At 62.6% G+C, this 22,919-nt stretch carries 26 protein-coding genes and 2 pseudogenes; 18 read left to right on the top strand and 10 right to left on the bottom strand.

The window, feature by feature from the left end; genetic code table 11:
* The first annotated feature begins 11 nt into the window (after positions 1-11).
* The 7 genes from NKI64_RS21760 to NKI64_RS21730 all read left to right on the top strand — a co-directional run bounded on the left by NKI64_RS21760 (position 12) and on the right by NKI64_RS21730 (position 3,174).
* Positions 12-341, top strand: coding sequence for a YciI family protein (locus tag NKI64_RS21760; RefSeq protein WP_050589967.1), 330 nt, complete (start codon positions 12-14; stop codon positions 339-341).
* Positions 342-807: 466 nt separating this feature from the next.
* Positions 808-1,017, top strand: a complete 210-nt coding sequence (locus NKI64_RS21755; RefSeq protein ID WP_023671502.1) for a cold-shock protein — start codon at positions 808-810, stop codon at positions 1,015-1,017.
* Positions 1,018-1,310: 293 nt separating this feature from the next.
* On the top strand, positions 1,311-1,535 hold the full coding sequence (locus tag NKI64_RS21750) for a hypothetical protein (RefSeq protein WP_023689917.1): 225 nt from the start codon (positions 1,311-1,313) through the stop codon (positions 1,533-1,535).
* The gene (locus NKI64_RS21745) at positions 1,535-1,942 is read left to right on the top strand and encodes a hypothetical protein (protein ID WP_023814785.1); all 408 of its coding nucleotides are present in this window, start codon (positions 1,535-1,537) and stop codon (positions 1,940-1,942) included. Before NKI64_RS21750 ends, NKI64_RS21745 begins: the two co-directional genes overlap by 1 nt.
* A 1-nt stretch (position 1,943) precedes the next feature.
* Positions 1,944-2,108 carry a hypothetical protein gene (locus NKI64_RS21740; protein WP_023671505.1) on the top strand — a complete coding sequence of 55 codons (165 nt, stop codon included), beginning with the start codon at positions 1,944-1,946 and terminating at the stop codon, positions 2,106-2,108.
* A gap of 52 nt (positions 2,109-2,160) precedes the next feature.
* Positions 2,161-2,493: a YkgJ family cysteine cluster protein gene (locus tag NKI64_RS21735; protein WP_023671506.1), complete on the top strand. Its 333-nt coding sequence runs from the start codon at positions 2,161-2,163 to the stop codon at positions 2,491-2,493.
* 69 nt (positions 2,494-2,562) lie between these two features.
* Positions 2,563-3,174: a LysE family translocator gene (locus NKI64_RS21730; protein WP_352520956.1), complete on the top strand. Its 612-nt coding sequence runs from the start codon at positions 2,563-2,565 to the stop codon at positions 3,172-3,174.
* Between the two features lie 23 nt (positions 3,175-3,197).
* Here NKI64_RS21730 and NKI64_RS21725 read toward each other — a convergent pair whose 3' ends face one another.
* Together NKI64_RS21725 and NKI64_RS21720 are read right to left on the bottom strand one after the other, a co-directional pair.
* Positions 3,198-3,614 (bottom strand): helix-turn-helix transcriptional regulator, encoded by a 417-nt coding sequence (locus NKI64_RS21725; protein ID WP_352669976.1) that lies wholly within the window; start codon positions 3,612-3,614, stop codon positions 3,198-3,200.
* A 27-nt stretch (positions 3,615-3,641) separates the two neighbouring features.
* Positions 3,642-4,185 (bottom strand): annotated as a pseudogene (locus NKI64_RS21720) (cupin domain-containing protein); the annotation flags it as partial.
* Between the two features lie 182 nt (positions 4,186-4,367).
* Here NKI64_RS21720 and NKI64_RS21715 point away from each other — a divergent pair.
* Both NKI64_RS21715 and NKI64_RS21710 read left to right on the top strand, forming a co-directional pair.
* On the top strand, positions 4,368-4,793 hold the full coding sequence (locus NKI64_RS21715; protein ID WP_023715197.1) for a GFA family protein: 426 nt from the start codon (positions 4,368-4,370) through the stop codon (positions 4,791-4,793).
* A gap of 57 nt (positions 4,794-4,850) precedes the next feature.
* Positions 4,851-5,366: an OsmC family protein gene (locus NKI64_RS21710; protein WP_023684308.1), complete on the top strand. Its 516-nt coding sequence runs from the start codon at positions 4,851-4,853 to the stop codon at positions 5,364-5,366.
* 76 nt (positions 5,367-5,442) lie between these two features.
* On the opposite strand, the gene NKI64_RS21705 is transcribed toward NKI64_RS21710, so the two are convergent.
* From NKI64_RS21705 to NKI64_RS21695, 3 genes are read right to left on the bottom strand one after another with little or no spacing between them, the layout of a single operon-like run.
* Positions 5,443-5,829 carry a nuclear transport factor 2 family protein gene (locus NKI64_RS21705; RefSeq protein ID WP_023752084.1) on the bottom strand — a complete coding sequence of 129 codons (387 nt, stop codon included), beginning with the start codon at positions 5,827-5,829 and terminating at the stop codon, positions 5,443-5,445.
* A gap of 15 nt (positions 5,830-5,844) precedes the next feature.
* Positions 5,845-6,291: an OsmC family peroxiredoxin gene (locus NKI64_RS21700; RefSeq protein ID WP_352447945.1), complete on the bottom strand. Its 447-nt coding sequence runs from the start codon at positions 6,289-6,291 to the stop codon at positions 5,845-5,847.
* A 41-nt stretch (positions 6,292-6,332) separates the two neighbouring features.
* On the bottom strand, positions 6,333-7,343 hold the full coding sequence (locus NKI64_RS21695) for a zinc-dependent alcohol dehydrogenase family protein (protein WP_023689923.1): 1,011 nt from the start codon (positions 7,341-7,343) through the stop codon (positions 6,333-6,335).
* A 102-nt stretch (positions 7,344-7,445) separates the two neighbouring features.
* Here NKI64_RS21695 and NKI64_RS21690 point away from each other — a divergent pair, with 102 nt between their 5' ends.
* Positions 7,446-8,054, top strand: a complete 609-nt coding sequence (locus tag NKI64_RS21690) for a TetR/AcrR family transcriptional regulator (protein WP_023697706.1) — start codon at positions 7,446-7,448, stop codon at positions 8,052-8,054.
* A gap of 71 nt (positions 8,055-8,125) precedes the next feature.
* Here the strand turns inward: NKI64_RS21690 and groL are convergent, their stop codons facing one another.
* From groL to NKI64_RS21675, 3 genes are all read right to left on the bottom strand, one after another.
* Complete coding sequence (groL, locus tag NKI64_RS21685) at positions 8,126-9,781, bottom strand: chaperonin GroEL (RefSeq protein ID WP_023709705.1); 1,656 nt, start codon at positions 9,779-9,781, stop codon at positions 8,126-8,128.
* A 63-nt stretch (positions 9,782-9,844) separates the two neighbouring features.
* Positions 9,845-10,141, bottom strand: a complete 297-nt coding sequence (groES, locus tag NKI64_RS21680; RefSeq protein WP_006203049.1) for a co-chaperone GroES — start codon at positions 10,139-10,141, stop codon at positions 9,845-9,847.
* Between the two features lie 184 nt (positions 10,142-10,325).
* Positions 10,326-11,123 (bottom strand): class I SAM-dependent methyltransferase, encoded by a 798-nt coding sequence (locus tag NKI64_RS21675; protein ID WP_023819996.1) that lies wholly within the window; start codon positions 11,121-11,123, stop codon positions 10,326-10,328.
* Positions 11,124-11,205: 82 nt separating this feature from the next.
* Here NKI64_RS21675 and NKI64_RS21670 point away from each other — a divergent pair, with 82 nt between their 5' ends.
* Complete coding sequence (locus NKI64_RS21670) at positions 11,206-12,075, top strand: hypothetical protein (protein WP_023715203.1); 870 nt, start codon at positions 11,206-11,208, stop codon at positions 12,073-12,075.
* Here NKI64_RS21670 and NKI64_RS21665 read toward each other — a convergent pair.
* A complete protein-coding gene (locus tag NKI64_RS21665) occupies positions 12,072-12,698 on the bottom strand; it encodes a TetR/AcrR family transcriptional regulator (RefSeq protein ID WP_352669904.1) in 627 nt (208 codons plus the stop codon). The genes NKI64_RS21670 and NKI64_RS21665 overlap by 4 nt on opposite strands.
* 170 nt (positions 12,699-12,868) lie before the next feature.
* Between NKI64_RS21665 and NKI64_RS21660 the strand changes: the two genes are divergently transcribed.
* Together NKI64_RS21660 and NKI64_RS21655 are read left to right on the top strand one after the other, a co-directional pair.
* Positions 12,869-14,089, top strand: coding sequence for an MFS transporter (locus tag NKI64_RS21660; RefSeq protein WP_352669901.1), 1,221 nt, complete (start codon positions 12,869-12,871; stop codon positions 14,087-14,089).
* 45 nt (positions 14,090-14,134) lie between these two features.
* Positions 14,135-15,070, top strand: a complete 936-nt coding sequence (locus tag NKI64_RS21655) for a bifunctional helix-turn-helix transcriptional regulator/GNAT family N-acetyltransferase (protein ID WP_352669899.1) — start codon at positions 14,135-14,137, stop codon at positions 15,068-15,070.
* A 42-nt stretch (positions 15,071-15,112) separates the two neighbouring features.
* On the opposite strand, the gene NKI64_RS21650 is transcribed toward NKI64_RS21655, so the two are convergent.
* The gene (locus tag NKI64_RS21650; RefSeq protein WP_023682983.1) at positions 15,113-15,946 is read right to left on the bottom strand and encodes an AraC family transcriptional regulator; all 834 of its coding nucleotides are present in this window, start codon (positions 15,944-15,946) and stop codon (positions 15,113-15,115) included.
* Positions 15,947-16,074: 128 nt separating this feature from the next.
* On the opposite strand from NKI64_RS21650, the pseudogene NKI64_RS21645 reads away from it, so the two are divergent.
* From NKI64_RS21645 to NKI64_RS21625, 5 genes and pseudogenes are all read left to right on the top strand, one after another.
* A pseudogene (locus NKI64_RS21645) lies at positions 16,075-16,282 on the top strand (iron chelate uptake ABC transporter family permease subunit); the annotation flags it as partial.
* 126 nt (positions 16,283-16,408) lie between these two features.
* Positions 16,409-16,879: a MarR family winged helix-turn-helix transcriptional regulator gene (locus tag NKI64_RS21640; RefSeq protein ID WP_023705728.1), complete on the top strand. Its 471-nt coding sequence runs from the start codon at positions 16,409-16,411 to the stop codon at positions 16,877-16,879.
* Positions 16,876-18,069: an HlyD family secretion protein gene (locus NKI64_RS21635; RefSeq protein WP_352638807.1), complete on the top strand. Its 1,194-nt coding sequence runs from the start codon at positions 16,876-16,878 to the stop codon at positions 18,067-18,069. Before NKI64_RS21640 ends, NKI64_RS21635 begins: the two co-directional genes overlap by 4 nt.
* Before the next feature lie 349 nt (positions 18,070-18,418).
* Entirely contained in the window at positions 18,419-19,954 is a 1,536-nt protein-coding gene (locus tag NKI64_RS21630) for a DHA2 family efflux MFS transporter permease subunit (RefSeq protein ID WP_023671527.1), read from the top strand.
* A 334-nt stretch (positions 19,955-20,288) separates the two neighbouring features.
* The gene (locus tag NKI64_RS21625; RefSeq protein WP_352669896.1) at positions 20,289-22,907 is read left to right on the top strand and encodes an EAL domain-containing protein; all 2,619 of its coding nucleotides are present in this window, start codon (positions 20,289-20,291) and stop codon (positions 22,905-22,907) included.
* The last annotated feature ends 12 nt before the right edge of the window (positions 22,908-22,919 follow it).

Genomic DNA, 22,919 nt, shown 5'->3' with positions numbered 1-22,919 from the left:
GTGAGTGACCGATGGCCAGCAATGATGGACCGCGTGAGACTACCGCGCCAACAATCTTCCACTGCCGGCTGATCCCGCCTCGGCCGGACTTCGCCTTCACCCTGACGGAGGAGGAGAGGGAGTTGATGGGCCGGCATGCCGACTATCTGCGCGGCAAGCTTGCCGAGGGCGCCATGATCCTGGCCGGGCCGGTCGCCGACCCGGCCGGCCCTTGGGGTCTGCTGATCCTGCGTGTCGGCAGCGAAGCCGAGGCAAGAGCGGTCACCGACGGCGATCCGGTGTCGAGCTCCGGCCGCGGTTTCCGCTACGAGATCCTGCCGCTGATCAGCGCGATCCTGTAGGCGAGCGTAAGTTTAAGGAAAAGTGTGCAAACGGTTTTCCCTTGGGAATTGTGTCAGACAACGGCACATACAAGAACGCCTCTCGCACCGTTTAATGTGCGGGAGGCGTCCTTTTGCCAGCATTACCGAGATTGCTCTCTGAATTGCTGACACCACGGAAATGCGCCGGCTTGCGATTGGTTCCGGGGCGTGAAATATTTTTTGGGAACGCCTTGCGCTCCGCCACCTCGTCAGTTGAGGCTTATGCCTCAGGCATCCTCAGGTTGAATTTGGGCTGCGGCCAAACCAGAAATTGACTCGGCGCTAAGAGAAGTCTATAAGAAATATGTCGATATTTGTTTGACCGACTTTTGTTATCCGCGCATGATGCGCGCCTTTGACGAACTTCCCCATCAAAAATCGAGACAAAACGCTGTTGTGCAGTCGCACGATGGTGAACGAATATTTGCCAGGGAAAGGGTTCTTCATGGCCACCGGCACAGTGAAATGGTTCAACGCCACCAAAGGTTTTGGTTTTATTCAGCCTGACGACGGCTCCGCCGACGTTTTCGTCCACATCTCGGCCGTAGAGCGCGCCGGCATGCGTGACATCGTCGAGGGCCAGAAGCTTGGCTACGAGATGACCCGCGACAACAAGTCGGGCAAGATGTCCGCCGACCAGTTGAAGGCGGCCTGATAAGGAATTCGGCCTTCCGGTGACCACGGATGTACTGGCACCGATGAAAGGCTGAAAGGAGCGCCTTGCGCATCCAACTGGATGCGCGGCGCTTTCATGGAAGGTCAGGCGGTGCCTGGCCTTTTTCATTTTGTGCGTCGTGCCGCTAAAAGTGCGCCGCACGCCGGCCGGAACGTGCTAAGGGACGCTCCAGCAATCTGAACCGCCCATACTGCCCCGCTGCCGTATTGCTTTGGTCGTAATCGAAGACCGCTCTCGCTCTATCGGCACCAGGCTCCCGACAGGAGAAAGTTTTGACCACTCAATCCAAGACCGCCGACCAGGCCGGCTCGCTGTTCAGCAAGACGCAAACCCAGTCGATGTCACTCAACCGCATCCTGTCCGAGCGTGATGCCGTCAGCGAGGCGCGCGAAGCCAAGACCGCGCGCTTGCGCGAACTGCGCAAGGAAAAGGAAGCCGACGACATGGCAGCGGCCGCAGTCCTTGCGGCGCTGCCGAAGCGGGCAGGCAAACGCTGATGGCCACCAAGCGCGTACCGCCGACGCCGATCGATGCCGATGCGACCATAGCGTCCATGGTCCCGGGCCTGGACAAGCCGGTCGAATATGTCCGCCGTGTGCTGGAAAAGCTCGAGCGCTGCAAGCGCGCGCATGGCGATGCCCAGGTGCGCGTCGGCGTGCGCGGCCGTGCCGAAGCCCCGAACTATCTGGTCGAATATGTCCGCGAGGACAAAAGGACCCAGGAGCGCGTGACCTACCAGGATGCCGCCTATAGCGGCAGCACGCATCGCGAACTGGCGGCGCACCACATTGCCGAGGCGAGGAACTGGTCGCCCGAGGAAATGAACATCACAGCGGTCTCGGCGCTGATCGGCCGCTTGCGCAATCCGCGCGCACCATCATCCCGCTTTTCCGACGAGGACTGACATGGCCATAAAGTTTTCCACCAAGGACCAGCCGGCAGCGCCGGCTGCTGCCACTGCAAAGCAGGCCAAGCCCGCTGCCGCGCCGAAGGCCGCCGAACCGTCGGCAACCGATCTGTTCGAGGCGCCAGCCGCCACGCCCAAGGGCAAGGCAGGCAAGAAGAAATAGCGCCTTGCCGCACCAAGCCGATCGCAATCTCGCAGCACCTGGGCTGGTCGCGTTGGCCGCCAGGGATATCCGGTCGTCAAAACAGGACGACCAGCCGGTTTTCGATTGCCAGAGCTGCGGCGCCTGCTGTTCCTACTCGGCCGAATGGCCGCGCTTCTCGACCGAGGACGATGCGCAACTTGACCGGATTCCGGAAAAGTTCGTGTCCGCCGACCTGTCCGGGATGCGCTGCGAGGGCGTGCGCTGTTCGGCGCTTACGGGCGAGATCGGCAAGCACACGGCCTGCGGCATCTACGAGATCCGCCCGGACGTCTGCCACGCCTGCATGCCTGGCGGCGACGATTGCCTGATGGCGCGCAAGGCGCACGGGATGCCAACGATCTAGCCGACGCCCACCTTGCCTGATCCCACATCCCCCGATAGCTTCCACTACGGGCAGGGCGTTGGAGGAACCATGAGCATCGAATTCCTGTTGACGTCGCTGATCGTCGTGGCTTCGCCCGGCACCGGCGTTCTCTACACGCTGAGCGCCGGGCTTTCGCGAGGCACGCGCGCCTCGATCACTGCTGCATTCGGCTGCACGCTTGGCATCATCCCACATATGGCCGCCGCCATCACCGGCCTGGCGGCGCTGCTGCACACAAGTGCTGTCGCCTTCGAGACGCTGAAATATCTCGGCGTCGCCTATCTCCTCTACATGGCCTGGAACACGCTGAAGGAGAAGGGCGGCCTGAGCGTCGATGAAAACGCGGCACCCCGCTCGGCAGCCAAGGTCATCACCTCCGGCATCCTGATCAACATCCTGAACCCGAAGCTGTCGATCTTCTTCTTTGCCTTCCTGCCGCAATTCGTCAGCACGACCGAACCGAACGCATTTGCCAAGATGCTGGAGCTCTCGAGCGTCTTCATGCTGCTGACCTTCGTCGTCTTCGTCGCTTACGGCATCTTTGCCGCCTCGATCCGCAGCCATGTCGTGTCGCGGCCGATGGTGCTGACCTGGATGCGCCGCACCTTCGCCGGCGCCTTTGTCATGCTCGGCGCCAAGCTGGCGCTGGCTGATCGATAGAACAGGAGCTGCCAGGCCTCGGCCTACTCTTCGTCGGTTCCGGATCCGGTCCGGATGCCTAGACGCCAGGCCGAGGGCGGAAGGCCGATCATCTTCTTGAAGGCGCGGCTGAACGCTGCCTCGGATTCGTAGCCGATTTCAGCGGCGATGCTGGCCATGTTGCTGGAGCCGGCGCTGAGCAGCTCCGAGGCGATCTGCATGCGCCATTTGGCGAGATAATGCATTGGCGGCATGCCGACCAGCCTGGTGAAGCGTTCGGCGAGCACGCTGCGCGACAGCGCGGAGTCCTTCGCCAGCGCCTCCACCGTCCAGTTATGCGCCGGCCGGTCGTGGATCAGCGCCAGTGCCCTCGCCAGGTGCGGATCGCGCAGGCCAGCCAGCCATCCCGTGGTTTGTGGCGGCAGCGATTCCAAGTAGCGGCGCAACACGTCGACAAACATCAGTTCGCTCAGTTTGGTGAGCACCGTTTCACTGCCTGCGCGCTTTTGCGCCACCTCCGTGACAGCCAGGTTGATGAACTGGCTGAGCCAGCCGCCATCGCCTTTGGCATCTCCGGCCTTGATCACCGACGGCAAAGCCTCGAGCAGTGGATTGAAAGGCTGTGCATCACAGGCGAGATAGCCGCAAACCAGCCTGGCCGAGGCCGCGCCGTCGCCGGCGCAGTTGATGTAAACCGGCATCCGGCCGGCTGTTGCGATGTCGAGAACGTCGGCTGTCGGCGGATCGGCGCGCAACGCCGGATTGCTTAATGTGCGGGTCGCTCCTGGTGAAGACGACGACTTCGCCGGCCTCCAGCGCGATCGCTTCCTGGCCGACGATGCGCGCGAAGCAGCGACCGGCCGTTACCACATGGTAGGAGATCAGATGGTCCGCACCGGGCAGGATCTTCGGCCGGATGGACGATGGCGCCGGCGAGCAGACGGCCCACGGCTCGTGGCCCTCAATGTCAAAAAACGTCGCGCCGGTAAGGCGTACCGTCCTCAACAGGTCAGACAGAGCATCCCCGGCCATTCCGTTTCGTCCCGCACCCGGCTAGCCGGTGAGCCATCCCTTTCGAGTTCCGGACGCGCTGTCAAGCGAGGCGGACGCCGTATCATTCAGTTCGCGGCCAGAACTCCTAAACCTGCACCGGTGCTCAAGCGCTGCCGAGAGTGGGCGCTGAGTGCTGTCGAAACCAACCAGGGACAAAAGTCATGACGGTACATAAGGGCGGGTGTTTTTGCGGCGCCGTGGAAATCGAAGTGCACGGAGCCGCCGAGGCAATGGGCTATTGCCATTGCGGTTCTTGTCGATCGTGGTCGGCGTCTCCCGTGAACGCATTCACGCTGTGGAAGCCTCAGAACGTCAAGGTCACCGGGGGCGCGGAGTTCCTGTCCGGGTTCGAGAAGACCGAAATGAGCGATCGCCAGTTCTGCACGAAATGCGGTGGTCATCTGATGACCGTTCATCCGCCGCTCGGCCTGGTCGATGTCTATGCGGCAACGATACCAGGCGTGAAATTCACGCCTGGGGTTCACGTCAACTACGCTGAGACCGTGCTGCCGATGAAGGACGGGCTGCCCAAGCTCAGGGACTTTCCGGCTGAGCTCGGCGGCTCCGGCATCGCGGTGCCGGAATAAGGGCCCGGCCACTGCTCGCCATTTTTGACAACGACAATTCAAGACAGGAGATTGTTCATGGAAATCGCAACATTTCGCGCCACGCAGGAGCCGATCAAGGATCTCTATCGCAGGGATGCGAAGGCCGCGTTCCTCACCTTGAAGGCCAAAGGCGTCGCCGACGCGTCCACCGTCACCTGCCAGGTCGAGACCGGACGCGGGCTGGCGCTTGCCGGCATCCATCCGATGGCCGGGGGCAGCGGCCAGGAACTGTGCTCCGGCGACATGCTGCTGGAGGCGCTGATCGCATGCGCCGGTGTCTCGATGCGCGCGGCGGCGGCCGTGCTCGAAATTCCGATCAGGTCCGCCGAAGTTTCCGCGGAAGGTGACGTCGATCTTCGCGGCACGCTCGGCGTGACTGCGGGTGTTCCAGTGGGCTTCAAGGAAATCCGCTTGCGGTTCGACATCGACACCGACGCTCCCCAAAGTCAGCTCGACCAACTGCTCGAACTCACGGATCGCTATTGCGTGATCTTCCAGACCATCCAGAACAGTCCCAGCACCACGGTGAAGCTGCACCGCGTCATCCAGTGACCAGAAAACCGGCCCGGAAACTCGACTTGAGCGAGATTCCGGGCTGGGAACGGTAGTGCCGTATCGGGCAACGCTTCTATCCCTTGACGTAACCCATCGCCTCGACGATCAGCCCGTCCGCGACACGCATCAGGTTGACGCCGCGGATGGAGTTGCCGTCGGCCATGAAGTAGCGCCAGCGGATCGTCGCCCGTTCGCCGGCGACGAAGGTTTCCTCGAGGTCGAAGCGCGTGCCGGGCTGGGTAGCGATCGCCGACCATAGGTCAATGCACGCCTCTTTGCCGGCATGGCGGGCGCCGTCCGGCGCCGGCACGGTGTTTTCGATAACGCAATCCTGCGCCACCAACTCGGCAAGCGCGGACGGATCGTGCAGCTGGAACACATCGTTGAAGCGATGCATGATCTCGGCCGTCTGCCGGGACAAATCATTCCCGGCTGCGTCCATGATAAGCTCCTGTTTCATCATATTCTCCCGGTTTCATTGATCTTTGACGGCTTTGACCAGCACGGCCTTTAGGGCGATCTGAGGCACGCCGGCCAAGGCGCGCGAGACGAGGCAAGTCGCCTTGGCCGACTGCGCCAGGCGTTCGAACTCGTCTTCGGCGAGATCCGTGACCTCCGCCTCCGTTTCGAGCTCGATGCGGGTGATCGTCGGCCCGGCGGCGGTCGCGCCGAGATGCACCTTGGCGACGGTGCGGATGGTGCGGGCGACGTGGCCTTCCTGGCCGAGGATGAAGGTCAGCGCCATCGAGAAGCAGCCGGCATGTGCTGCCCCGATCAGCTCTTCGGGATTGGTGCCCGGACCGTTCTCGAACCGCGACGGAAAGGAATAGGCGCCTTCGAAGACGCCGCTGCCAAGCCGCAGACGGCCGCCGCCTTCCTTCAGCGTGCCTTGCCATTCTGCGGAAGCTTCACGGATGGTCATGGTCGTTCTCCTGGTTCGGGGTTGAAAAGCGGGCAATTGGGTCAGGCGCAGTCGATGACAACCTTCCCGAACACGTCGCCCTGCTGGAAGTGGCGGTACGCTTCGGGGGCTTCGGCAAAGGGGAAGACCCTGTCGACAACGGGCTTGAGGCGATGCTGCGACACGGCGCGCAGCATGGCCTCGAGATTGCTGCGGCTGCCGACGAACAGGCGGCTGATGGTGGCGAGGCTGCGCTGATAAAGCGCTGCCGGCATCTCGATCGATCTGCCACTGGCGTCCTGCAGCGTCAGCAGCACGATGTGTCCATAAAGCGTGCTGGCAATCAGCGACTGCGCGAAGGTGGCCGGGCCGCCGGTTTCGACGACGAGGTCGATGCCGCCTGTCTGCTCGCGCGCCCAGCCGCCCCATTCCGGTATGTCGGTGCTGGAGACAACGAGGTCGGCGCCCAGCGCCCGCAGCCTGTCGGCCTTCTCCGCGCGCGATGTGATGGCGACAACCCGGCAGCCGAGCAACTTGGCGAACTGCAGAGCAAACAGCGAAACGCCACCCGAACCGATGGTGAGAACCCATTGACCAGGCTTCGGAATCCGGGTCCCGGTCACCGCGTTCCAGGCCGTCACGCCGGCGCAGGTCAGCGTCGCCGCTTCGTGCCAGCTCAGATGATCGGGCAGTCGCGCCGCCCATTGTTCGTCGAGCACGGCAAACTCAGTCAGCATGCCGTCAAGCGTACAGCCGAGCTGGTCGATCAGACCGGCATTGATGCGGCCATCGATCCAGCGGGCGAAGTAGCTGCCGGTGACGCGGTCGCCGACGGCAAAACGGGTGACGGCATCGCCGATTGCGACGACGTCACCGGCTCCGTCGCTCAGCGGCACGATGCCTTGCCGCGCCGGCAAGGGATAGGTGCCGCCAAGGATCATCGTGTCGCGCCGATTGAGCGAGGCGGCGCGGACTCGCACCACGATCTCATGCGGTTTCGGTTCCGTCCGCGCCTCGTCGCGCATCGCCAGGGATTCGGTTCCACCAAACCCTTCGAGACGGTAGCTGCGCATGTCACTCCCCTTAATAGTATATAGACTGATCCACATATTATATAGACCGATTGTCATATTCTTGGCAAGGCCTATAATGCGTCACTGCTGACAGAGGTTGACATGGCCAACGACACCCGCACCCGCATACTCGAGACCACAGGCTTGTTGCTCAGGCAGCGCGGCTATCACGGCACCTCGCTCAACGACATTCTGGGCGCCAGCGGGGCGCCGCGCGGCTCGCTCTATTTTCATTTCCCAGGCGGCAAGGACCAACTGGTCATCGAGGTGACGCGCAACAGCGTTGCCGACGTCACGAAAAGGCTGGGCGAAGCACTGGCAGCCGAGAGCGATCCTGCAGTGGCCGTCCATCACATCTACCAGTCGGTCGGGCGCATGCTGGAGGACAATGATTTTTCGCTGGGTTGCCCCATCGCGCCGGTGGTGCTGGATTCACCCACCGATGTGCCGGAACTGGCGGAACTCTGCCGATCGGCTTTCGAGCAATGGATCGGCTTGCTGCGACAGGCCTTTGTCAGGGCAGGAGTGCCCGAACGCCGGGCGCATGCCCTGGCACTGCTGGTCGAATCCTCGCTGGAAGGGCTGATGGTGATTGCGAGGGCCACCCGCGATCGTGGCCCGGTGCTGGTGGTGGCCGACGAGGTGGCGGCGCTTGTCGAGCAGGCGGTGCTTGCAGGCAAGGTTGCGCGGCAGGCGGACAGCGCCGCCTAACCATCCGCTTTCCAAAACAAAAAGGGCGCCTCTCGGCGCCCTTTCCGTATGCATAAGCCGGATAGCTTGGATTAGAAATCCATGCCGCCCATGCCGCCCATGCCGCCGCCGCCCATGCCGCCAGGCATGCCGCCGCCAGCAGACTCCTTCTTGGGAGCCTCCGCGATCATGGCTTCGGTGGTGACGAGCAGGCCGGCGACCGAAGCCGCGTCCTGGAGAGCGGTACGAACGACCTTGACCGGGTCGACGATGCCCATGGCGATCATGTCGCCATACTCGCCGGTCTGGGCGTTGTAGCCGTAGGTCGCGCCCTTGTTGTCGAGGATCTTGCCGGCAACGATCGAAGCTTCAGCACCTGCGTTCGAAGCGATCTGACGGGCCGGAGCCTGCAGTGCACGACGAACGATGTTGATGCCGGCAGCCTGGTCGGCATTGACGCCGGTGACCTTGATGTTGGCCGAAGCGCGCAGGAGAGCGACGCCGCCGCCTGCAACGATGCCTTCTTCCACGGCCGCACGGGTCGCGTTGAGGGCGTCATCGACGCGGTCCTTCTTTTCCTTGACTTCGACTTCCGTCGCGCCGCCGACACGGATCACCGCAACGCCGCCGGCGAGCTTCGCCAGACGTTCCTGCAGCTTCTCCTTGTCGTAGTCCGACGTGGTCTCTTCGATCTGCTGCTTGATCTGGGCAACGCGGCCCTGGATCTCGGCCTTCTTGCCGGCGCCGTCGACGATGGTGGTGTTCTCCTTGGAGATCGACACCTTCTTGGCGCGGCCGAGCATGTTGAGGCCGACATTCTCGAGCTTGATGCCGAGGTCTTCCGAGATGACCTGGCCACCGGTCAGGATGGCGATGTCTTCCAGCATGGCCTTGCGGCGATCACCGAAGCCTGGCGCCTTGACGGCGGCGATCTTCAGGCCGCCGCGCAGCTTGTTGACGACCAGCGTGGCCAGAGCCTCGCCTTCGACGTCTTCCGAGATGATAAGAAGCGGCTTGGAGGTCTGCACGACGGCTTCGAGAACCGGCAGCATGGCCTGGAGGTTGGACAGCTTCTTCTCGTGCAGGAGGATGTAGACGTCCTCGAGCTCGGCAACCATCTTGTCGGCGTTGGTGACGAAGTAGGGCGAGAGATAGCCGCGGTCGAACTGCATGCCTTCGACGACTTCCAGCTCGGTCTCGGCGGTCTTGGCTTCCTCAACCGTGATGACGCCTTCATTGCCGACCTTCTGCATCGCTTCGGCGATCATGGCGCCGACCGACTCGTCGCCATTGGCCGAGATCGTGCCGACCTGGGCAACTTCCTCGGAGGTCTTGATCTTCTTGGCAGCCTTGCCGAGAGCCGCAACGACTTCGGTGACGGCCAGATCGATGCCGCGCTTCAGATCCATCGGGTTCATGCCGGCGGCAACGGCCTTGTGGCCTTCCTGGACGATCGACTGCGCCAGAACGGTCGCGGTCGTGGTGCCGTCGCCGGCGATGTCGTTGGTCTTCGAAGCAACTTCGCGGACCATCTGCGCGCCCATGTTTTCGAACTTGTCTTCAAGCTCGATTTCCTTGGCGACGGTGACGCCGTCCTTGGTGATGCGCGGTGCGCCGAACGACTTGTCGATGACGACGTTGCGGCCCTTGGGGCCGAGCGTGACCTTCACTGCGTCGGCGAGGATGTTGACGCCGCGCAGCATGCGCTCGCGGGCGTCGCGGGAGAATTTTACGTCTTTAGCAGCCATTTTTTAGCTCCTGGCAGGGGGCTTGCGATCAAGCCCGAAATTAGTTGACGGTGAGGCCGATGATCAGCCGATGATGCCCATAATGTCGGATTCCTTCATGATCAGAAGGTCTTCGCCATTGAGCTTGACTTCGGTGCCCGACCACTTGCCGAACAGGATGCGGTCGCCGGCCTTGACGTCCAGCGGGACCAGCTTGCCGGCTTCGTCGCGAGCGCCGGAGCCGACGGCGATGATCTCGCCTTCCTGCGGCTTTTCCTTTGCCGTATCCGGGATGATGATCCCGCCGGCGGTCTTGGATTCGGATTCGACCCGGCGTACGACCACGCGGTCATGAAGCGGGCGGAACTTCGACTTTGCCATTTTTTCTTCCTCGAATGAGAACGGTGAGAGCTGTTCCTCGATCCGGCGGTGCCGGATGTGCGTTAGCACTCACCTGGGGAGAGTGCTAACGTGCGCTGAAATAAGCGCGTGGCTTTCGAGAGTCAAGGCGAACGGTGAGCACAATTGTGCCAATTGGAGCCGTGCCGCGATCCGACGGCAGACCCTACCGGCGCCGCGGCGATTTAAGCACCAGAAGCGGGCATCGTTCCGCCAGCCCATAACCCCCTGTCGGCGCGAGGCGGACACTGTCAAAAAACCGGCTCGCCTCTTCGACCAGCGTCGCCGCCGGGGCGAAACTGTAGACAGTCTGCGAATTCGCATAGACATCGATGGTGCCGATGACCGGCATCTCCCATCCGGTCGTCGCGGCAAGGGCCTCCCGGTCGGCAAACAGCGCATCGAAGGCGTCGAGGATCGCCCGCACCGGAATGGCGCGGTCGGGATCGCCGCCGGCACAAGCCATGGCAATGCGCCATTTGAGTTCGTGGAAGGTCGCGACACCACCGGACAGCGTCAGCGCCCGGACCTCCTGCAGATCGTCCGGCACCTGAGGGCTTGCATAGGCGCGCAATGCAGCCCGCCCACCGGACTTCAGCACACGCGCGATCTCGGCAAGCAGCGCCTGCCGTGCAACCGAGGAGTCCAGCGCCGACAGGCAGCCGTCGCCGATCACCGCCCCGGCGCTTTCGTCGCCCAGCGGCAACTCCAGCCAGTTGCCGATCACCGCCTTGCGTGAGGCGGTATCGCCCGGCCAGATGCCCGATATCATGGCAGTGGACTCGTCGATCGCGAGCATGGTCCTTCCGAGGCCGGCAAGCTCCGGCGTGACCCCGAGCAGCACCACATCGACTGATTGCAGGCTAAGTTCGCGCTCATAGGCGGCGACAGCTTCCGGGGGCGGACACAGCGGCGACCCGAGAAGCCGCCAATGACGGCGAATTGCGTCCCAATGCTCAGTCATGCGGAACGGTTTGGGGAAAGGCTGGACATATTTCCTTCCAGGCTGTTGGTTGCCTTGCGAGTTACCTCATGCAGGAAAGGCCATGGCCCGCATTGCCGTCATAACGCATGAATTTGACCGCTTCCAGAGCCGGCGGGGCCTCCTGCTGCGCCAGGACAGCCCCTACATGCTGTTCGACGTCCTGGCGGAGCTGAAACGGCGCGGTCACTCCGTGCAGATCATGCGTGGACCCTCGGCAAGTCATAACGCCGATATTGCCGTCCTGCATGTCGACGCGACAGTGACGCCATCGGACTATGTCGACTACGCGCGCGGATTTCCGATTTGTCTCAATCTTGGTGCAACCGACATTTCCAAGCGCCGCATCAGCGGTGCGATCCTCGAGGAGGGTGCCAACTGGAGCGGCCAGGTCATCGTCAAGAGCAACCTCAATCATTGGGGGACGCCCGAGGAGCAGCTCAACCGAAAATCCGTTCGCGCCGGCAAGGCAGTGCCTTTCCCGGGCGCGCAGACCTTCGACCGTTATCAGGTGCATGCCTCGCTGGCCGATGTGGCGCCGGAGATTTTCAGGCGTGCCGACCTGATCGTGGAAAAATTCATTCCCGAAATCGAGCCCGACGGGTTTGCGGCGCGGTTCTGGATATTCTGCGGCGATCGGGAGCGCTGCACCCGCTATGTCTCGCCGCAGCGCCTGGTCAAGGGCGACGACACCGTCCGCCGGCAGCCGGTTGCGGTTCCCGACGAACTGCGCGCCTTGCGTCGGAAGCTGGGCTTCGACTATGGCAAATTCGACTTTGTCGTGCATGAGGGCAGGGCCGTGCTGCTCGATGCCAACAAGACCCCAGGTCGCGCCAGGAACCTGTCGAAGATTGTTGCCGCCGGCACAGCCAACCTGGCCGACGGCTTCGAAAACCTCATCCACCAGACCGGACGGGGTCGAATCGGGCGCTAGAGAAACAGTCCCAACTGCGTATGGATGATCGACCGGTAGTCCTCGATGGTGTGGCGGCTTTCCTCCTGGTTCTGGGTCAGCGCCATGCGCACGACGCTGCCGGCCAGCTGGAAGATCAGGAAAACCATACGGCCGAACTCATTGCGTCGCTCTGGCGCGAGAAAGGGGCCGACATGGTCGCAGAACATCGTCGCCTGGCGCCGGGTTTCGGCGATGTCGAGATTCTTCAGCGCCTTGTCAGCCTGGATGGCGTTTTGCAGGTCCTGAATGGCGGGGTCGCCGGCGACGCGCTCATAGTAGTCGTCGAGCAGCCGGTCGGCCGCAGCGATAACGTCGCTCAGCCCGCCGACGTCGGCAACGATCGCGGCAAGCCGGGCGCGGCTCACTTCGGAGAATCGCTCGTAGAGCATTGCCAGGATCGCCGACTTGTTGGGGAAGTAATGATAGACGGTGGCGATCGGCCCGCCGGCCTGTGCGCCGACTTCCTTCATGGTGACGGCGTCGATGCCTTTCTCTCCGATCAGCCGCATGGTCGTCGACAGGATGGCGTCGATGCGCTCGCGGCTGCGCTCCTGTTTGGGCCTGCGCCTCGGTTCGGTCGTCATCTGCACTGCTTCGTTCATGCCGCCATCCTCTCGATCGCCCAGACCATTCGATCGCCAAGACCATCCCCAGCCTTGTTGGTGCCAAGTCCCGCTACTGATTGACAAACGAATATGATCGAGTATCAGTTTCTAAATGCTGACAGACTGTCAGTTTTTTTGCCGTCAGGCAAGGACGTTGGGAGGCGACCGTGACTTCTGCTGGTAACGCGGATGCCGGGAACGGCGACTGGCTGGTCGGCAACCCCACTGGGGCGCAACTCGCCTCGGCATTGTGGATCGGCTCGGTCGGGCTGCTCATTCTCGGGCTGCAGCCGGTGCTTCTCGGCGCGCTCTACACCGAAGGGCATGTCAGCGGTGACGAACTCGCGCTGGTCGCCACGGCGGAGATGATCGCCATCGGCATCGGATCGGCGGCCATCGCCATGATGCTGTCCGCCCACAATATGCGCTTGAAAAGTGCCGTCCTTCTGCTCTTGCTGGCGCTGGCGAACGGGGCGACCGCCCATGCGCTGACCTCGACCTCGCTGATTGCCGCCCGCGCGGTGGCGGGCCTCGCCGAGGGTGGGCTGGTGGCGGTCGCCACGGAACTGATCGCCCGTTCGCGCCGGGCCGAGCGCATCGGCGGCTTCTTCGTCACCCTTCAGACCCTGGCGCAATGCGCCCTTGCCCTGCTGCTGGCGCTTTACGTCATCCCGGCCGCCGGATCGGCAGGCGGCTTCATCGTCCTTGCCGTCGTCTGCATCGCTTCGGTGGCGGTCGCCTTCATCGTCCCCGATAGCTATGCCGACCTGCCCAAGGAGGAACAGTTCAGCAATGTGCTGACCGTTCCTTCGCTTGCCGCTTTGCTGTGCGTCTTCTGCTACTTTATGTTCTTCGGCTCGGTCTGGGCGTTTCTCGAGCCGCTTGGCGCACAATACGGCATCGATGGCCGCAGCGTCGGCCTGATCGTCTCGGCCAGCCTGGCATTGCAGGTGCTGGGCGCAATGACGGCTACCGTCTTCGAGGCGCGTATCGACTACCGCTTCGCCATCGTGGCGATCGGCGTGGTCGCCGTCGCCAGTTCCGTGGTGCTCGCCGGCAGCCCCGGCCTGACGGTTTTCTGGGTCGCGGCCTTGATCATGGGCTTCATCCTTCTGTTCATCGTGCCCTATCAGATCCGGCTGGCGATCACCGCCGACGAGACGCGCACGGCCGTGCTTCTGGTGCCGGCGGCCCAGCTTTTCGGTCTGGCGATCGGCCCGGTCGCGGCATCGCTGCTGATCGACGGCAAGGATTTTCGGCCGGTGCCGGAATTTGCCGCCGCCAGTGCTGCGGCCAGCGTTGTGCTGCTCGGCCTGTTCGTCCTGATCGCACGGCGCCGCCCGCCATCGCCTGAGACACGACCGGGGGAGCATCTCCTCGATACTTGACTAAGTCAAATAAATGACCGATCGTTGATGGGCAGGAGGCTTCCCATGACGATCCATCATCAACACGGCAAGGAACGCATCGACGCGGTGCGGGCTTTCAACCGCTTCTACACCCGCCAGATAGGTCTGCTCGACGAAGGCCTGCTGAAAAGCGCCTTCTCGCTGACCGAGGCGCGGGTGCTCTACGAACTGGCGCATCGCGATGGCCTGACCGCCAGCGATCTCATCCGCGATCTCGGCCTCGACGCCGGTTATGTCAGCCGGCTCCTGAAGAAGTTCGAGCACCTGCAGCTGATTGCGCGCGCGCCGCTGGCGTCGGATGCGCGGCAGTCGTCGATCACGCTGACGCCGGTGGGCCGGCAGGCCTTCGCGCCGCTGAACCGGGCTTCGCACGACCAGGTCGCGGCCTTGCTGGAGCGGCTTCCTGCTGCCGAACAGGACCGGCTGGTCAAGGCCATGCAGACGGTGCAGCAACTCCTGGGCGACAGCCCGGAGTCCAAAGTGCCGTATATGCTGCGCCCCTTGCAGGTCGGCGACATCGGCTGGGTGGTGCGCCGCCAAGGACAGATCTACGCACAGGACTATGGCTGGGACGAAACCTACGAGGCGCTGGTCGCCGAAATCCTCGGCGCCTTCGTAAAATCCTTCGATCCAGAATGGGAACGCAGCTGGATTGCCGAACGGCAAGGGGAGGTGGTCGGCTCGGTCTTCGTCGTGCGCAAATCCGACGCGGTGGCGAAGCTGCGCCTGCTCTATGTCGAACCATCGGCGCGCGGCCTCGGCATCGGCAAGCGGCTGGTTCAGGAGTGCATCGGCTTTGCTCGTGCCAAGGGCTACACGACGCTGACCCTATGGACCAACGACATCCTGACCGCCGCCCGCCACATCTACGAGAGTGCCGGCTTCAGGCTGGTGGACGAAGAGCGCCATCACGCCTTCGGCAAGGATCTGGTCGGCCAGAACTGGAACCTGGAGCTGTAGCGCCTTTTCACCGGAAGAAGGCAAGATCGCGCGCAAACGCTCTCACACTCTAACCGGAATCCATATCTCCAGCCCGCCATTGCCACTGCGCGGATCGAACTCCGGGCCGTAGCGTTCGAATTCGGGGCCGTCGGCTATATCGTGCCCCGAGGCCGGCAGCCATTTGTTCCAGATCGTGTTGACGGTGCGGCGGATCGTGGAGATGTGCTCGGCATGGGTGAACACGGCGTATTTCTGCGCCGGCACGCGCACCCGGGAAAGCTCCTTCGGCAGGTCGGAGAAATCCAGCACTTCGACGCCGGCGATGTAATCGAAATTGCCGGCATCGTCGCCGTTGACGCAGACGCCATAGGCGACGTCGCCGGTCTCGCCCGGAATGTTGCCGATATAGGGACCGAAACGCTGCCACTGCATCGGAATGGCAGCGCTGGTCTCGCAGCTGTAGCGTTCACCGAGCCCGGCAATGAGGAAGGGGCGGCCGGTCTCGAAGCGCGGCGGCGGCAGTGAGGCGAGGAAGGACTGGTCCATCAGGATCGGCTCCACGAGGTCGAGATTGCTGAGGCTGCCCTGCGCGCGCACCAGTTCCGGCGTCGTGCCGAACTGGTCGCGGAAGGCACGGGTGAAGGCTTCGTGCGAGGCGTAACCGGCATCGAGCGCGACCGCGAGGATGTCGGGCGCGCCGGAGGCCAGCTTGCGCGCCGCTTCGGTCAGCCGGCGCGCGCGCATATAGCCCATCACCGAACGGCCGGTGGCGGCGCTAAAGGCGCGCGTCACATGAAAGCGCGAGACGCCGCTGCTTTGCGCGACATCTTCAAGCGAGATCGCTTCCGGCAGATGGCTCTCGACAAACCACAGCGCTTTCTCGGTCGGGTTCATAGGTCTCCTCGCATTTGACGGCACATTTTGTCGGCTTTTTGCGAGGCCAGTTTGATCGAAATTGCGCCTGTCGTAAAATCGAAGGGCGCTGGTCGACTGTGGCAGGTCACCATCGTGGAAAGCCGTTGCTGGGCGGCCTCGGCCTGGCTCGCTGGGACAATATCTGGGCGCGCTAGGTGCGGGCACCACCCTTGCCTATGCGCTGTGGAACCACCGCCGGCTCGATGCCTTCGCCGCCGGCGAAATGCCGCCGAAAGCCTAGGTGTGCCGGTGGCGAGGACGCGCAAGACGACCTTTCTTCTCACGGCGTTCTCGACGGCAATTCACGTCTCGGTCGGGAGGTCATCCGCAACCGTTATTGACTGTGCCATGACCGCATCTGCATGGCTGCCATCCCTCTTTTTCGGCTCTGGTGCAATGCGGCGCCTTGAATGGTAAGCACGCTTATAATATATACCGCTCATGGTTTCCGACGGCATAGATAGATTGGGCTTTTTGATCCACGACGTGCAGCGCCTTATGCGCAAGCGCTTCGAGGCGCGCGCCAGCGGACTTGGCCTTTCCTCGGCACAATGGCGGCTTCTGGTTCGCGTTGCCAAGGAGGCGGGCGTCGCCCAGGCTCGCCTCGCCGAACTTCTCGAAATCGAGCCGATCAGCGTTTCACGCCTCGTCGACCGGATGGAGGAGGGCGGCTGGATCGAGCGGCGCTCCGACGCAACTGACCGGCGCGTGCGTATGATCTTCCCGACAGCCAAGGCGAACGCGGCCTATGCCGAGGTCAAAAGCCTTGCTGGCGAAGTTTATGAGGAATCGCTGGTCGGCGTTTCGCCGGACGACCGCCGCGTCCTTATCCGGGCGCTGGACACCATCGTGCAAAACCTGGCGGACGGCGAGACGTCGTCCTTGAAGAGTACGGAAGGGGCAGCAGCATGAACGCGGCAGCCAAGCTAGACGAGAATGTAACCAAGATCGAGACGCCGGCAAAGCCGGCCGCCGAAGCGCCTGCACAGCCGGCCGCAGCACCTGTCGCGGTGGCTCCCCCGGTTCAACCCGCTCCGGCTCCGGTCAAGAAGCGCCGCCTCGGCCGCTTGCTGCTGATGGTCGCCCTGCCGGCCGCGCTGGCCATTGGTGGCGGTTATGTCTGGGTGACCGGCGGCCGCTATCAGGAAACCGAGAACGCCAATTTGCAGCAGGCCAAGGTGTCGATCGCCTCGGACACCGCCGGCCGCATCGTTCAGGTCGGCATCTCGGACAATCAGCAGGTCAAGCAGGGCGATGTGCTGTTTGCCATCGACCCCGAGCCCTACCGGATCGCGTTAGCCCAGGCCGACGCGGCGGTCGCAGTCGCACGCGTCGGAATCGAACAGCTGCGCGCCGCCTACAGCCAGGCACTGGCGCAGGAAAAGTCCGATGCCAGCCAGGTCGACTACGCGCAGTCGCAGTATGACCGCGCCGCCGACCTTGCCCAGAAGGGCATCAACGCCAAATCGTCGCTGGACGAGGCCAAGAACGATCTCGACAAGGCCAGGCAGCAACTGGCCGTTGCCGAGCAAGGCATCATCAGCGCCAAGGCGGCTCTCGCCGGCAATCCCGATATCGAGACCGACAAGCATCCGACGGTGATGGCCGCACTCGCCGCGCGCGACAAGGCCGCCTACGATCTGGCGCAGACCACGGTCAAGGCGCCGGCCGACGGCGTCATCAGCCAGGCCTCCTCGTTCAAGGTCGGCCAGTATGTCGGTTCCGGCACGCCGCTGTTTGCGTTGGTCGAGACCGGCGACACCTGGATCGATGCCAATTTCAAGGAAACCCAGCTTACCCACATGAAGCCTGGCCAGAAGGCCGAGATCGTCGTCGACACCTATCCGGGCAGAACTTTCGAGGCCACCGTCAAGGCGATCGGCGCCGGCACCGGCGCGGAGTTTTCGCTGCTGCCAGCTCAAAACGCGACCGGCAACTGGGTCAAGGTCACGCAGCGCATTCCGGTGCGCCTGGAGCTGACCGATGCCGACGCCAAAATGGCGCTGCGCACCGGCATGAGCGCCTCGGTTACGGTGGATACCGGCGTTGCCCGCGGCTTCCCCGCTATCTTCGGCCACGCCACCGCAGGCGAAGCACAATAGACTGTGAATGGACCGTGATCTCGAAAAGCAGGAACACGGCCCGGCAGAACGCCCGCCGCAGGCGAGGTGAAGTTGAGATGACAGGATCGGTCCGACGGCAGGTTGAACGAGGGGTGGATTGGACCGGGCCGCATCGCGGCCTGCCCAGAACCTGGACCATCTCGGCGCCCATCCTTCGGACCTTGGATTTCCGGGCGGCAAGCGCCTGATGTGTCGAGACCTTCGATCGATGTAACCCCCACATCGATAGATCGCGTCCCACCGCGATGAGGGTCTCTTCACCAGAGAAGGCCTCGCCGCCCGGAAACCTAATGTACACGTTTTTGTTACCTGTCGGAAGTTCCGCATCATGACCACACCAGAACCTTTCAAGGAAGTGCCGCATCGCGGCCTGATCACTGTGGCGCTGATGCTGGCGACGGTCATGCAGGCGCTCGACACCACGATTGCCAATGTCGCGCTGCCGACCATGACCGGCGACCTCGGCGCGTCGCCCGACAACATCAACTGGGTGTTGACCTCCTACATCGTTGCCGCCGCGATCATGACGCCGGTGACCGGCTGGCTGGCCGACCGCTTCGGCCGCAAGGAACTGTTCCTGGCGGCGGTTGTCGGCTTCACCGTGTTCTCGATGCTGTGCGGCATTGCCTGGAGCCTGGAGAGCATTGTGTTCTTCCGGCTGATGCAGGGCGTGTTCGGCGCAGCCATCGTGCCGCTGTCGCAGACCTTCCTGCTCGACATCAACCCCAGGGAACGCCACGGCCAGGCGATGGCCATCTGGGGCGCCGGCATCATGCTAGGGCCGATCCTGGGTCCGACGCTGGGCGGTTGGCTGACCGAGAATTTCAACTGGCGCTGGGTGTTCTTCATCAACTTGCCGGTCGGCATCATCGCCTTCCTCGGCATGGCAGCCTATTTGCCGGTCGTTGCCCGGCGGATACGCAGCTTCGATTTCTTCGGTTTCGCCATGATTTCGCTCGGCGTCGGCGCACTGCAGCTGCTGCTCGACCGCGGCGGCGAGGTCGACTGGTTTTCCTCGGTCGAAATCTGGATCGAGCTTGCTCTTTCGATCACCGGCTTCTGGGTGTTCATCATCCACACACTGACGGCGGAACGTCCTTTCATCGACCCCAAGATCTTCCTCGACCGCAATTTCGTCACCGGTCTGGCCTTCATCTTCGTCATGGGCGTGCTGATCCTGGCCTCGATGTCGCTGCTGCCGCCGATGCTGTCGACCATCTTCGGCTATCCGACCGTCACCATCGGCGTCGTCCTGGGGCCGCGCGGTGTCGGCACGATGATTTCGATGCTTGTCGTTGGACGGCTCATGAGCAGGATCGACGCCCGCATCCTCGTCGTCATCGGCTTTCTGCTCACCGCGCAGTCGCTCTACACCATGTCCTCCTTCACGCCGCAGATGGACAATTGGCTGATCCTCAGCTCCGGCGTCATCCAGGGCCTGGGCATGGGCATGGTGTTCGTGCCGCTGTCCACGGTGGCCTTCGCCACGCTCGACGTGCGCTTCCGCACCGACGCCACGGCCCTGTTCAGCCTGGTTCGAAATCTCGGTTCGTCGATCGGCGTGTCGGTGGTGACGGTTCTCATGGTGCGCAACACGCAGGTCAATCACACCGAACTGTCGGCTTTCATCAACCCGTTCAACCCCAATTTGTGGGCGGCCTCGCCGGCGGCAGCAGGCGGCGATCCGACGGCACTTTCGCAGGTGGACCGCATGGTCAACATCCAGGCGATGATGATCTCCTACGTCAACGACTTCAAACTGCTGATGGTGATGACGCTGGTTGCCATTCCGTTTGTCTTCCTGCTGCGCAAGCCGAAGACCGCTCCGGCCGGCGCGGCCGCTCCTGCCGCGCATATGGATTGAGGCGGGCGCCGGTAGCGCTGGCAGCAAGCTGGTTGCCCCTGATGATTTGTTGCTCGGATGATCGTCAAAACCCGCGTGTGCAAAAGAATATCGATAATGAGCCGTTGGAAGTTGATTTGAAATGACATTTGCACCTTTGGTATCTTGTTGCTGACGCCTCCAATTCCGTTACAGTTCATCTTGAATTAGCACATCTGTAACATTGTCAGTCGACTTTCATTTGGCACGACAGAGGCCCTTTCTTGTTTCAGGTGCCAAACCGGAGGAGGTCTGTTTGGTCACGAAGTCATCCAGAAGATCCGTCGGGGCGCGCGGGCGGGTGGGCGTAGCCGCATTGGCAAGACTGGCTGACGTTTCCTACAATACGCTCGAGGGAGAACTTCGCACGACCATTGCGGGTCTCGAAGGGCAGACCCTGCGCTTCGAGACTGCGATCGAGAATATTTCGCAAGGCATCTGCTTTTTCGATGCCGATGAACGGCTGATCCTGAGCAACCGGCGCTATGCGGAAATCTACCGCATTGCGCCCGAGGAATTGCGGCCTGGCGTGACACTGAGCGAAATAGTCGAACGCCGCGTCGCCGCTGGCACGGCGGCGACGGCCGCCGACACCTATCTCGCAACGGCTCGCTCGATCAATTCGGGCAAGGCTTCGCGGCTCTGGACCGCCAAACTTGTCGATGGTCGCACAATCCAGATCCGTAACCAGCCCATGCCCGATGGCAGTTGGATCGCCACGCATGAGGACATCACTGAACTCCTCGCCAATCGGCAGATCGTCGACGAGCGCATTTCGCTGCAGGCGCTGATCGACTGGGTGCCCGATTATCTCTGGGTCAAGGATACGCAAAGCCGTTTCGTCGTGGTCAACAGCGCCCTTGCGACCGATAGCGGCCGCAACAAGACCAGCGACATGATCGGTTTGACCGATTTTGATCTCCACCCCCCGGAAGTTGCGCGGAAATTTCGCCTGGTCGAGCAGCGCCTGCTCAAGAGCGGACAACCAGTGATCGACGCGGAAGAGTTTGTCGTCGATGCGTCGGGGAACGGCAAATGGCTTTCGTCGACGAAGGTGCCGTTGCGCAATCGCCAAAATGAAATCTTCGGCCTGGTTGGCATCGCCCACGACATCACCGCCCGCAAGCAGGCGGATGTCCTTCGCAGCGGGCAGGCGCAGATCCTCGAAATGATTGCCACGAGCGCGCCGCTGGAGGACGTGCTCGACCGCCTCATGCGCTTCGTCGAGGCTCAGTTGAAGGGGATATTCGGTTCCGTCCTGCTGCTCGACAAGGACGGCATTCATTTGCGTCACGGTGCGGCGCCGGGCCTGGCGAAAGCCTATACGAGCGCCATCGATGGGGCGGCCATCGGTCCCAAGGTGGGATCCTGCGGAACCGCCATCTACCGGCGGGAACCGGTCATTGTTACCGATATTCTGCAGGATCCGCTTTGGGACGATTACCGCGAACTGGCGGCACCCCATGGCTATCGTTCGTGCTGGTCAACCCCGATCCTGTCGCATCGGGGCGTCGTGTTGGGCGCCTTTGCCATGTATTCGATGACCGTGCGCGAACCCACCCATGCCGAGACCCGCCTGATCGAATTCACCACACACATTGCCGGCATCGCGATCGAGCGCAAACTGGCGGAAGACCAGATCCACTTCATGGCCAACCATGATGCGCTGACCGGCCTGCCCAATCGCGCTTTGCTGGAGGATCGGCTTTCCCAGGCGGTCCTCTACGCGCAGCGATACAATCGCTGGATGACGGTGGTGTTCATCGATCTCGACAATTTCAAACTGGTGAACGATACGTTTGGCCACAATGCCGGCGACGAACTCCTCAAGACCGTCGCCAGCCGTTTGGTTGGATGCGTGAAGGCCACCGACACCGTCGTGCGGCTTGGCGGCGACGAATTTGTCATCGTCCTGTTCGACCAAACCACCAATGTCGATGTGGTCTCGGAAACCCTGCAGACGATCAGGGATGCGATCGCGGAACCGGTTCTTGTCGGAGAGCATCGGCTGAGAACGACGGCCAGCATCGGCATCGCAAATTACCCGAAGGACGGGACCAGCCCGGATACGCTGTTGGCCAATGCCGACGCCGCCATGTATCGCGCCAAGGAATTCGGCCGCGACAATTTCCAGTTCTATGCCCCGGAGTTCAACTCAACGGCACATGAAAAATTCCTGCTTCAGGAGGAATTGCGAAACGCGCTCGCCCGGTCGGAATTCGCTCTGCATTATCAGCCACAGGTGGATCTGCGATCGGGGCAGGTTTTCGCCGTCGAAGCGCTGGTGCGCTGGAACCACCCGACGCGAGGCCTGGTTTCGCCGGCGATGTTCATCCCGACCGCCGAGGAGACCGGGCTGATCGTGCCGCTCGGCGACTGGATCCTGCACGAAGCCTGCCGGCAGAACAAAGCCTGGCAGCGCGCCGGTCTGTCGCCCGTAACCGTCTGCGTCAACGTGTCGGCGCGGCAGTTCCGGGAGAAGAACCTGATCGACCGCGTCGTCAACGCATTGAAGGAAAGCGGCCTGGAGGCGAGGTATCTCGAGCTCGAAGTGACGGAAAGCCTGATCATGCAGGATTTCGAGCTGGCGGTCGCAACGATGAACGGACTGCAAAAGCTCGGCGTGCAGATATCGATCGACGATTTCGGAACAGGCTATTCCAGTCTCAGCGCCCTCAAGACGTTTCCGGTGGCGCGGCTGAAGATCGACAAGTCCTTCATCAACGATCTCGCGACCGACGAGAACGATCAGGCGGTCACTGGCGCCGTGATTTCCCTGGGGCAGAAGTTGAACCTTCGGGTGCTGGCCGAAGGTGTCGAAACGGAAGACCAGGTCGCCTTCCTGCGCAAGAACAATTGTGACGAGGTGCAGGGCAATTATTTCAGCAAACCCCTGTCGGCTGGGGATATCGGCGAGCTGATCGCGAAAGGCTGACGGCTGGCTCGC

Source organism: Mesorhizobium sp. M0478, from assembly GCF_040321305.1.
GTDB lineage: Bacteria > Pseudomonadota > Alphaproteobacteria > Rhizobiales > Rhizobiaceae > Mesorhizobium.
This window is presented reverse-complemented; position numbering and strand designations above follow the sequence as displayed.

Excerpts from the sequence above, each read along its gene's own strand:
- NKI64_RS21760 (WP_050589967.1), top strand. The coding sequence starts at position 12 with ATGGCCAGCAATGATGGACCGCGTGAGACTACCGCGCCAACAATCTTC.
- NKI64_RS21755 (WP_023671502.1), top strand. The coding sequence starts at position 808 with ATGGCCACCGGCACAGTGAAATGGTTCAACGCCACCAAAGGTTTTGGT.
- NKI64_RS21745 (WP_023814785.1), top strand. The coding sequence starts at position 1,535 with ATGGCCACCAAGCGCGTACCGCCGACGCCGATCGATGCCGATGCGACC.
- NKI64_RS21740 (WP_023671505.1), top strand. The coding sequence starts at position 1,944 with ATGGCCATAAAGTTTTCCACCAAGGACCAGCCGGCAGCGCCGGCTGCT.
- NKI64_RS21730 (WP_352520956.1), top strand. The coding sequence starts at position 2,563 with ATGAGCATCGAATTCCTGTTGACGTCGCTGATCGTCGTGGCTTCGCCC.
- NKI64_RS21725 (WP_352669976.1), bottom strand. The coding sequence starts at position 3,614 with ATGTTTGTCGACGTGTTGCGCCGCTACTTGGAATCGCTGCCGCCACAA.
- NKI64_RS21715 (WP_023715197.1), top strand. The coding sequence starts at position 4,368 with ATGACGGTACATAAGGGCGGGTGTTTTTGCGGCGCCGTGGAAATCGAA.
- NKI64_RS21710 (WP_023684308.1), top strand. The coding sequence starts at position 4,851 with ATGGAAATCGCAACATTTCGCGCCACGCAGGAGCCGATCAAGGATCTC.
- NKI64_RS21705 (WP_023752084.1), bottom strand. The coding sequence starts at position 5,829 with ATGAAACAGGAGCTTATCATGGACGCAGCCGGGAATGATTTGTCCCGG.
- NKI64_RS21700 (WP_352447945.1), bottom strand. The coding sequence starts at position 6,291 with ATGACCATCCGTGAAGCTTCCGCAGAATGGCAAGGCACGCTGAAGGAA.
- NKI64_RS21695 (WP_023689923.1), bottom strand. The coding sequence starts at position 7,343 with ATGCGCAGCTACCGTCTCGAAGGGTTTGGTGGAACCGAATCCCTGGCG.
- NKI64_RS21690 (WP_023697706.1), top strand. The coding sequence starts at position 7,446 with ATGGCCAACGACACCCGCACCCGCATACTCGAGACCACAGGCTTGTTG.
- groL (WP_023709705.1), bottom strand. The coding sequence starts at position 9,781 with ATGGCTGCTAAAGACGTAAAATTCTCCCGCGACGCCCGCGAGCGCATG.
- groES (WP_006203049.1), bottom strand. The coding sequence starts at position 10,141 with ATGGCAAAGTCGAAGTTCCGCCCGCTTCATGACCGCGTGGTCGTACGC.
- NKI64_RS21675 (WP_023819996.1), bottom strand. The coding sequence starts at position 11,123 with ATGACTGAGCATTGGGACGCAATTCGCCGTCATTGGCGGCTTCTCGGG.
- NKI64_RS21670 (WP_023715203.1), top strand. The coding sequence starts at position 11,206 with ATGGCCCGCATTGCCGTCATAACGCATGAATTTGACCGCTTCCAGAGC.
- NKI64_RS21665 (WP_352669904.1), bottom strand. The coding sequence starts at position 12,698 with ATGAACGAAGCAGTGCAGATGACGACCGAACCGAGGCGCAGGCCCAAA.
- NKI64_RS21655 (WP_352669899.1), top strand. The coding sequence starts at position 14,135 with ATGACGATCCATCATCAACACGGCAAGGAACGCATCGACGCGGTGCGG.
- NKI64_RS21650 (WP_023682983.1), bottom strand. The coding sequence starts at position 15,946 with ATGAACCCGACCGAGAAAGCGCTGTGGTTTGTCGAGAGCCATCTGCCG.
- NKI64_RS21640 (WP_023705728.1), top strand. The coding sequence starts at position 16,409 with ATGGTTTCCGACGGCATAGATAGATTGGGCTTTTTGATCCACGACGTG.
- NKI64_RS21635 (WP_352638807.1), top strand. The coding sequence starts at position 16,876 with ATGAACGCGGCAGCCAAGCTAGACGAGAATGTAACCAAGATCGAGACG.
- NKI64_RS21630 (WP_023671527.1), top strand. The coding sequence starts at position 18,419 with ATGACCACACCAGAACCTTTCAAGGAAGTGCCGCATCGCGGCCTGATC.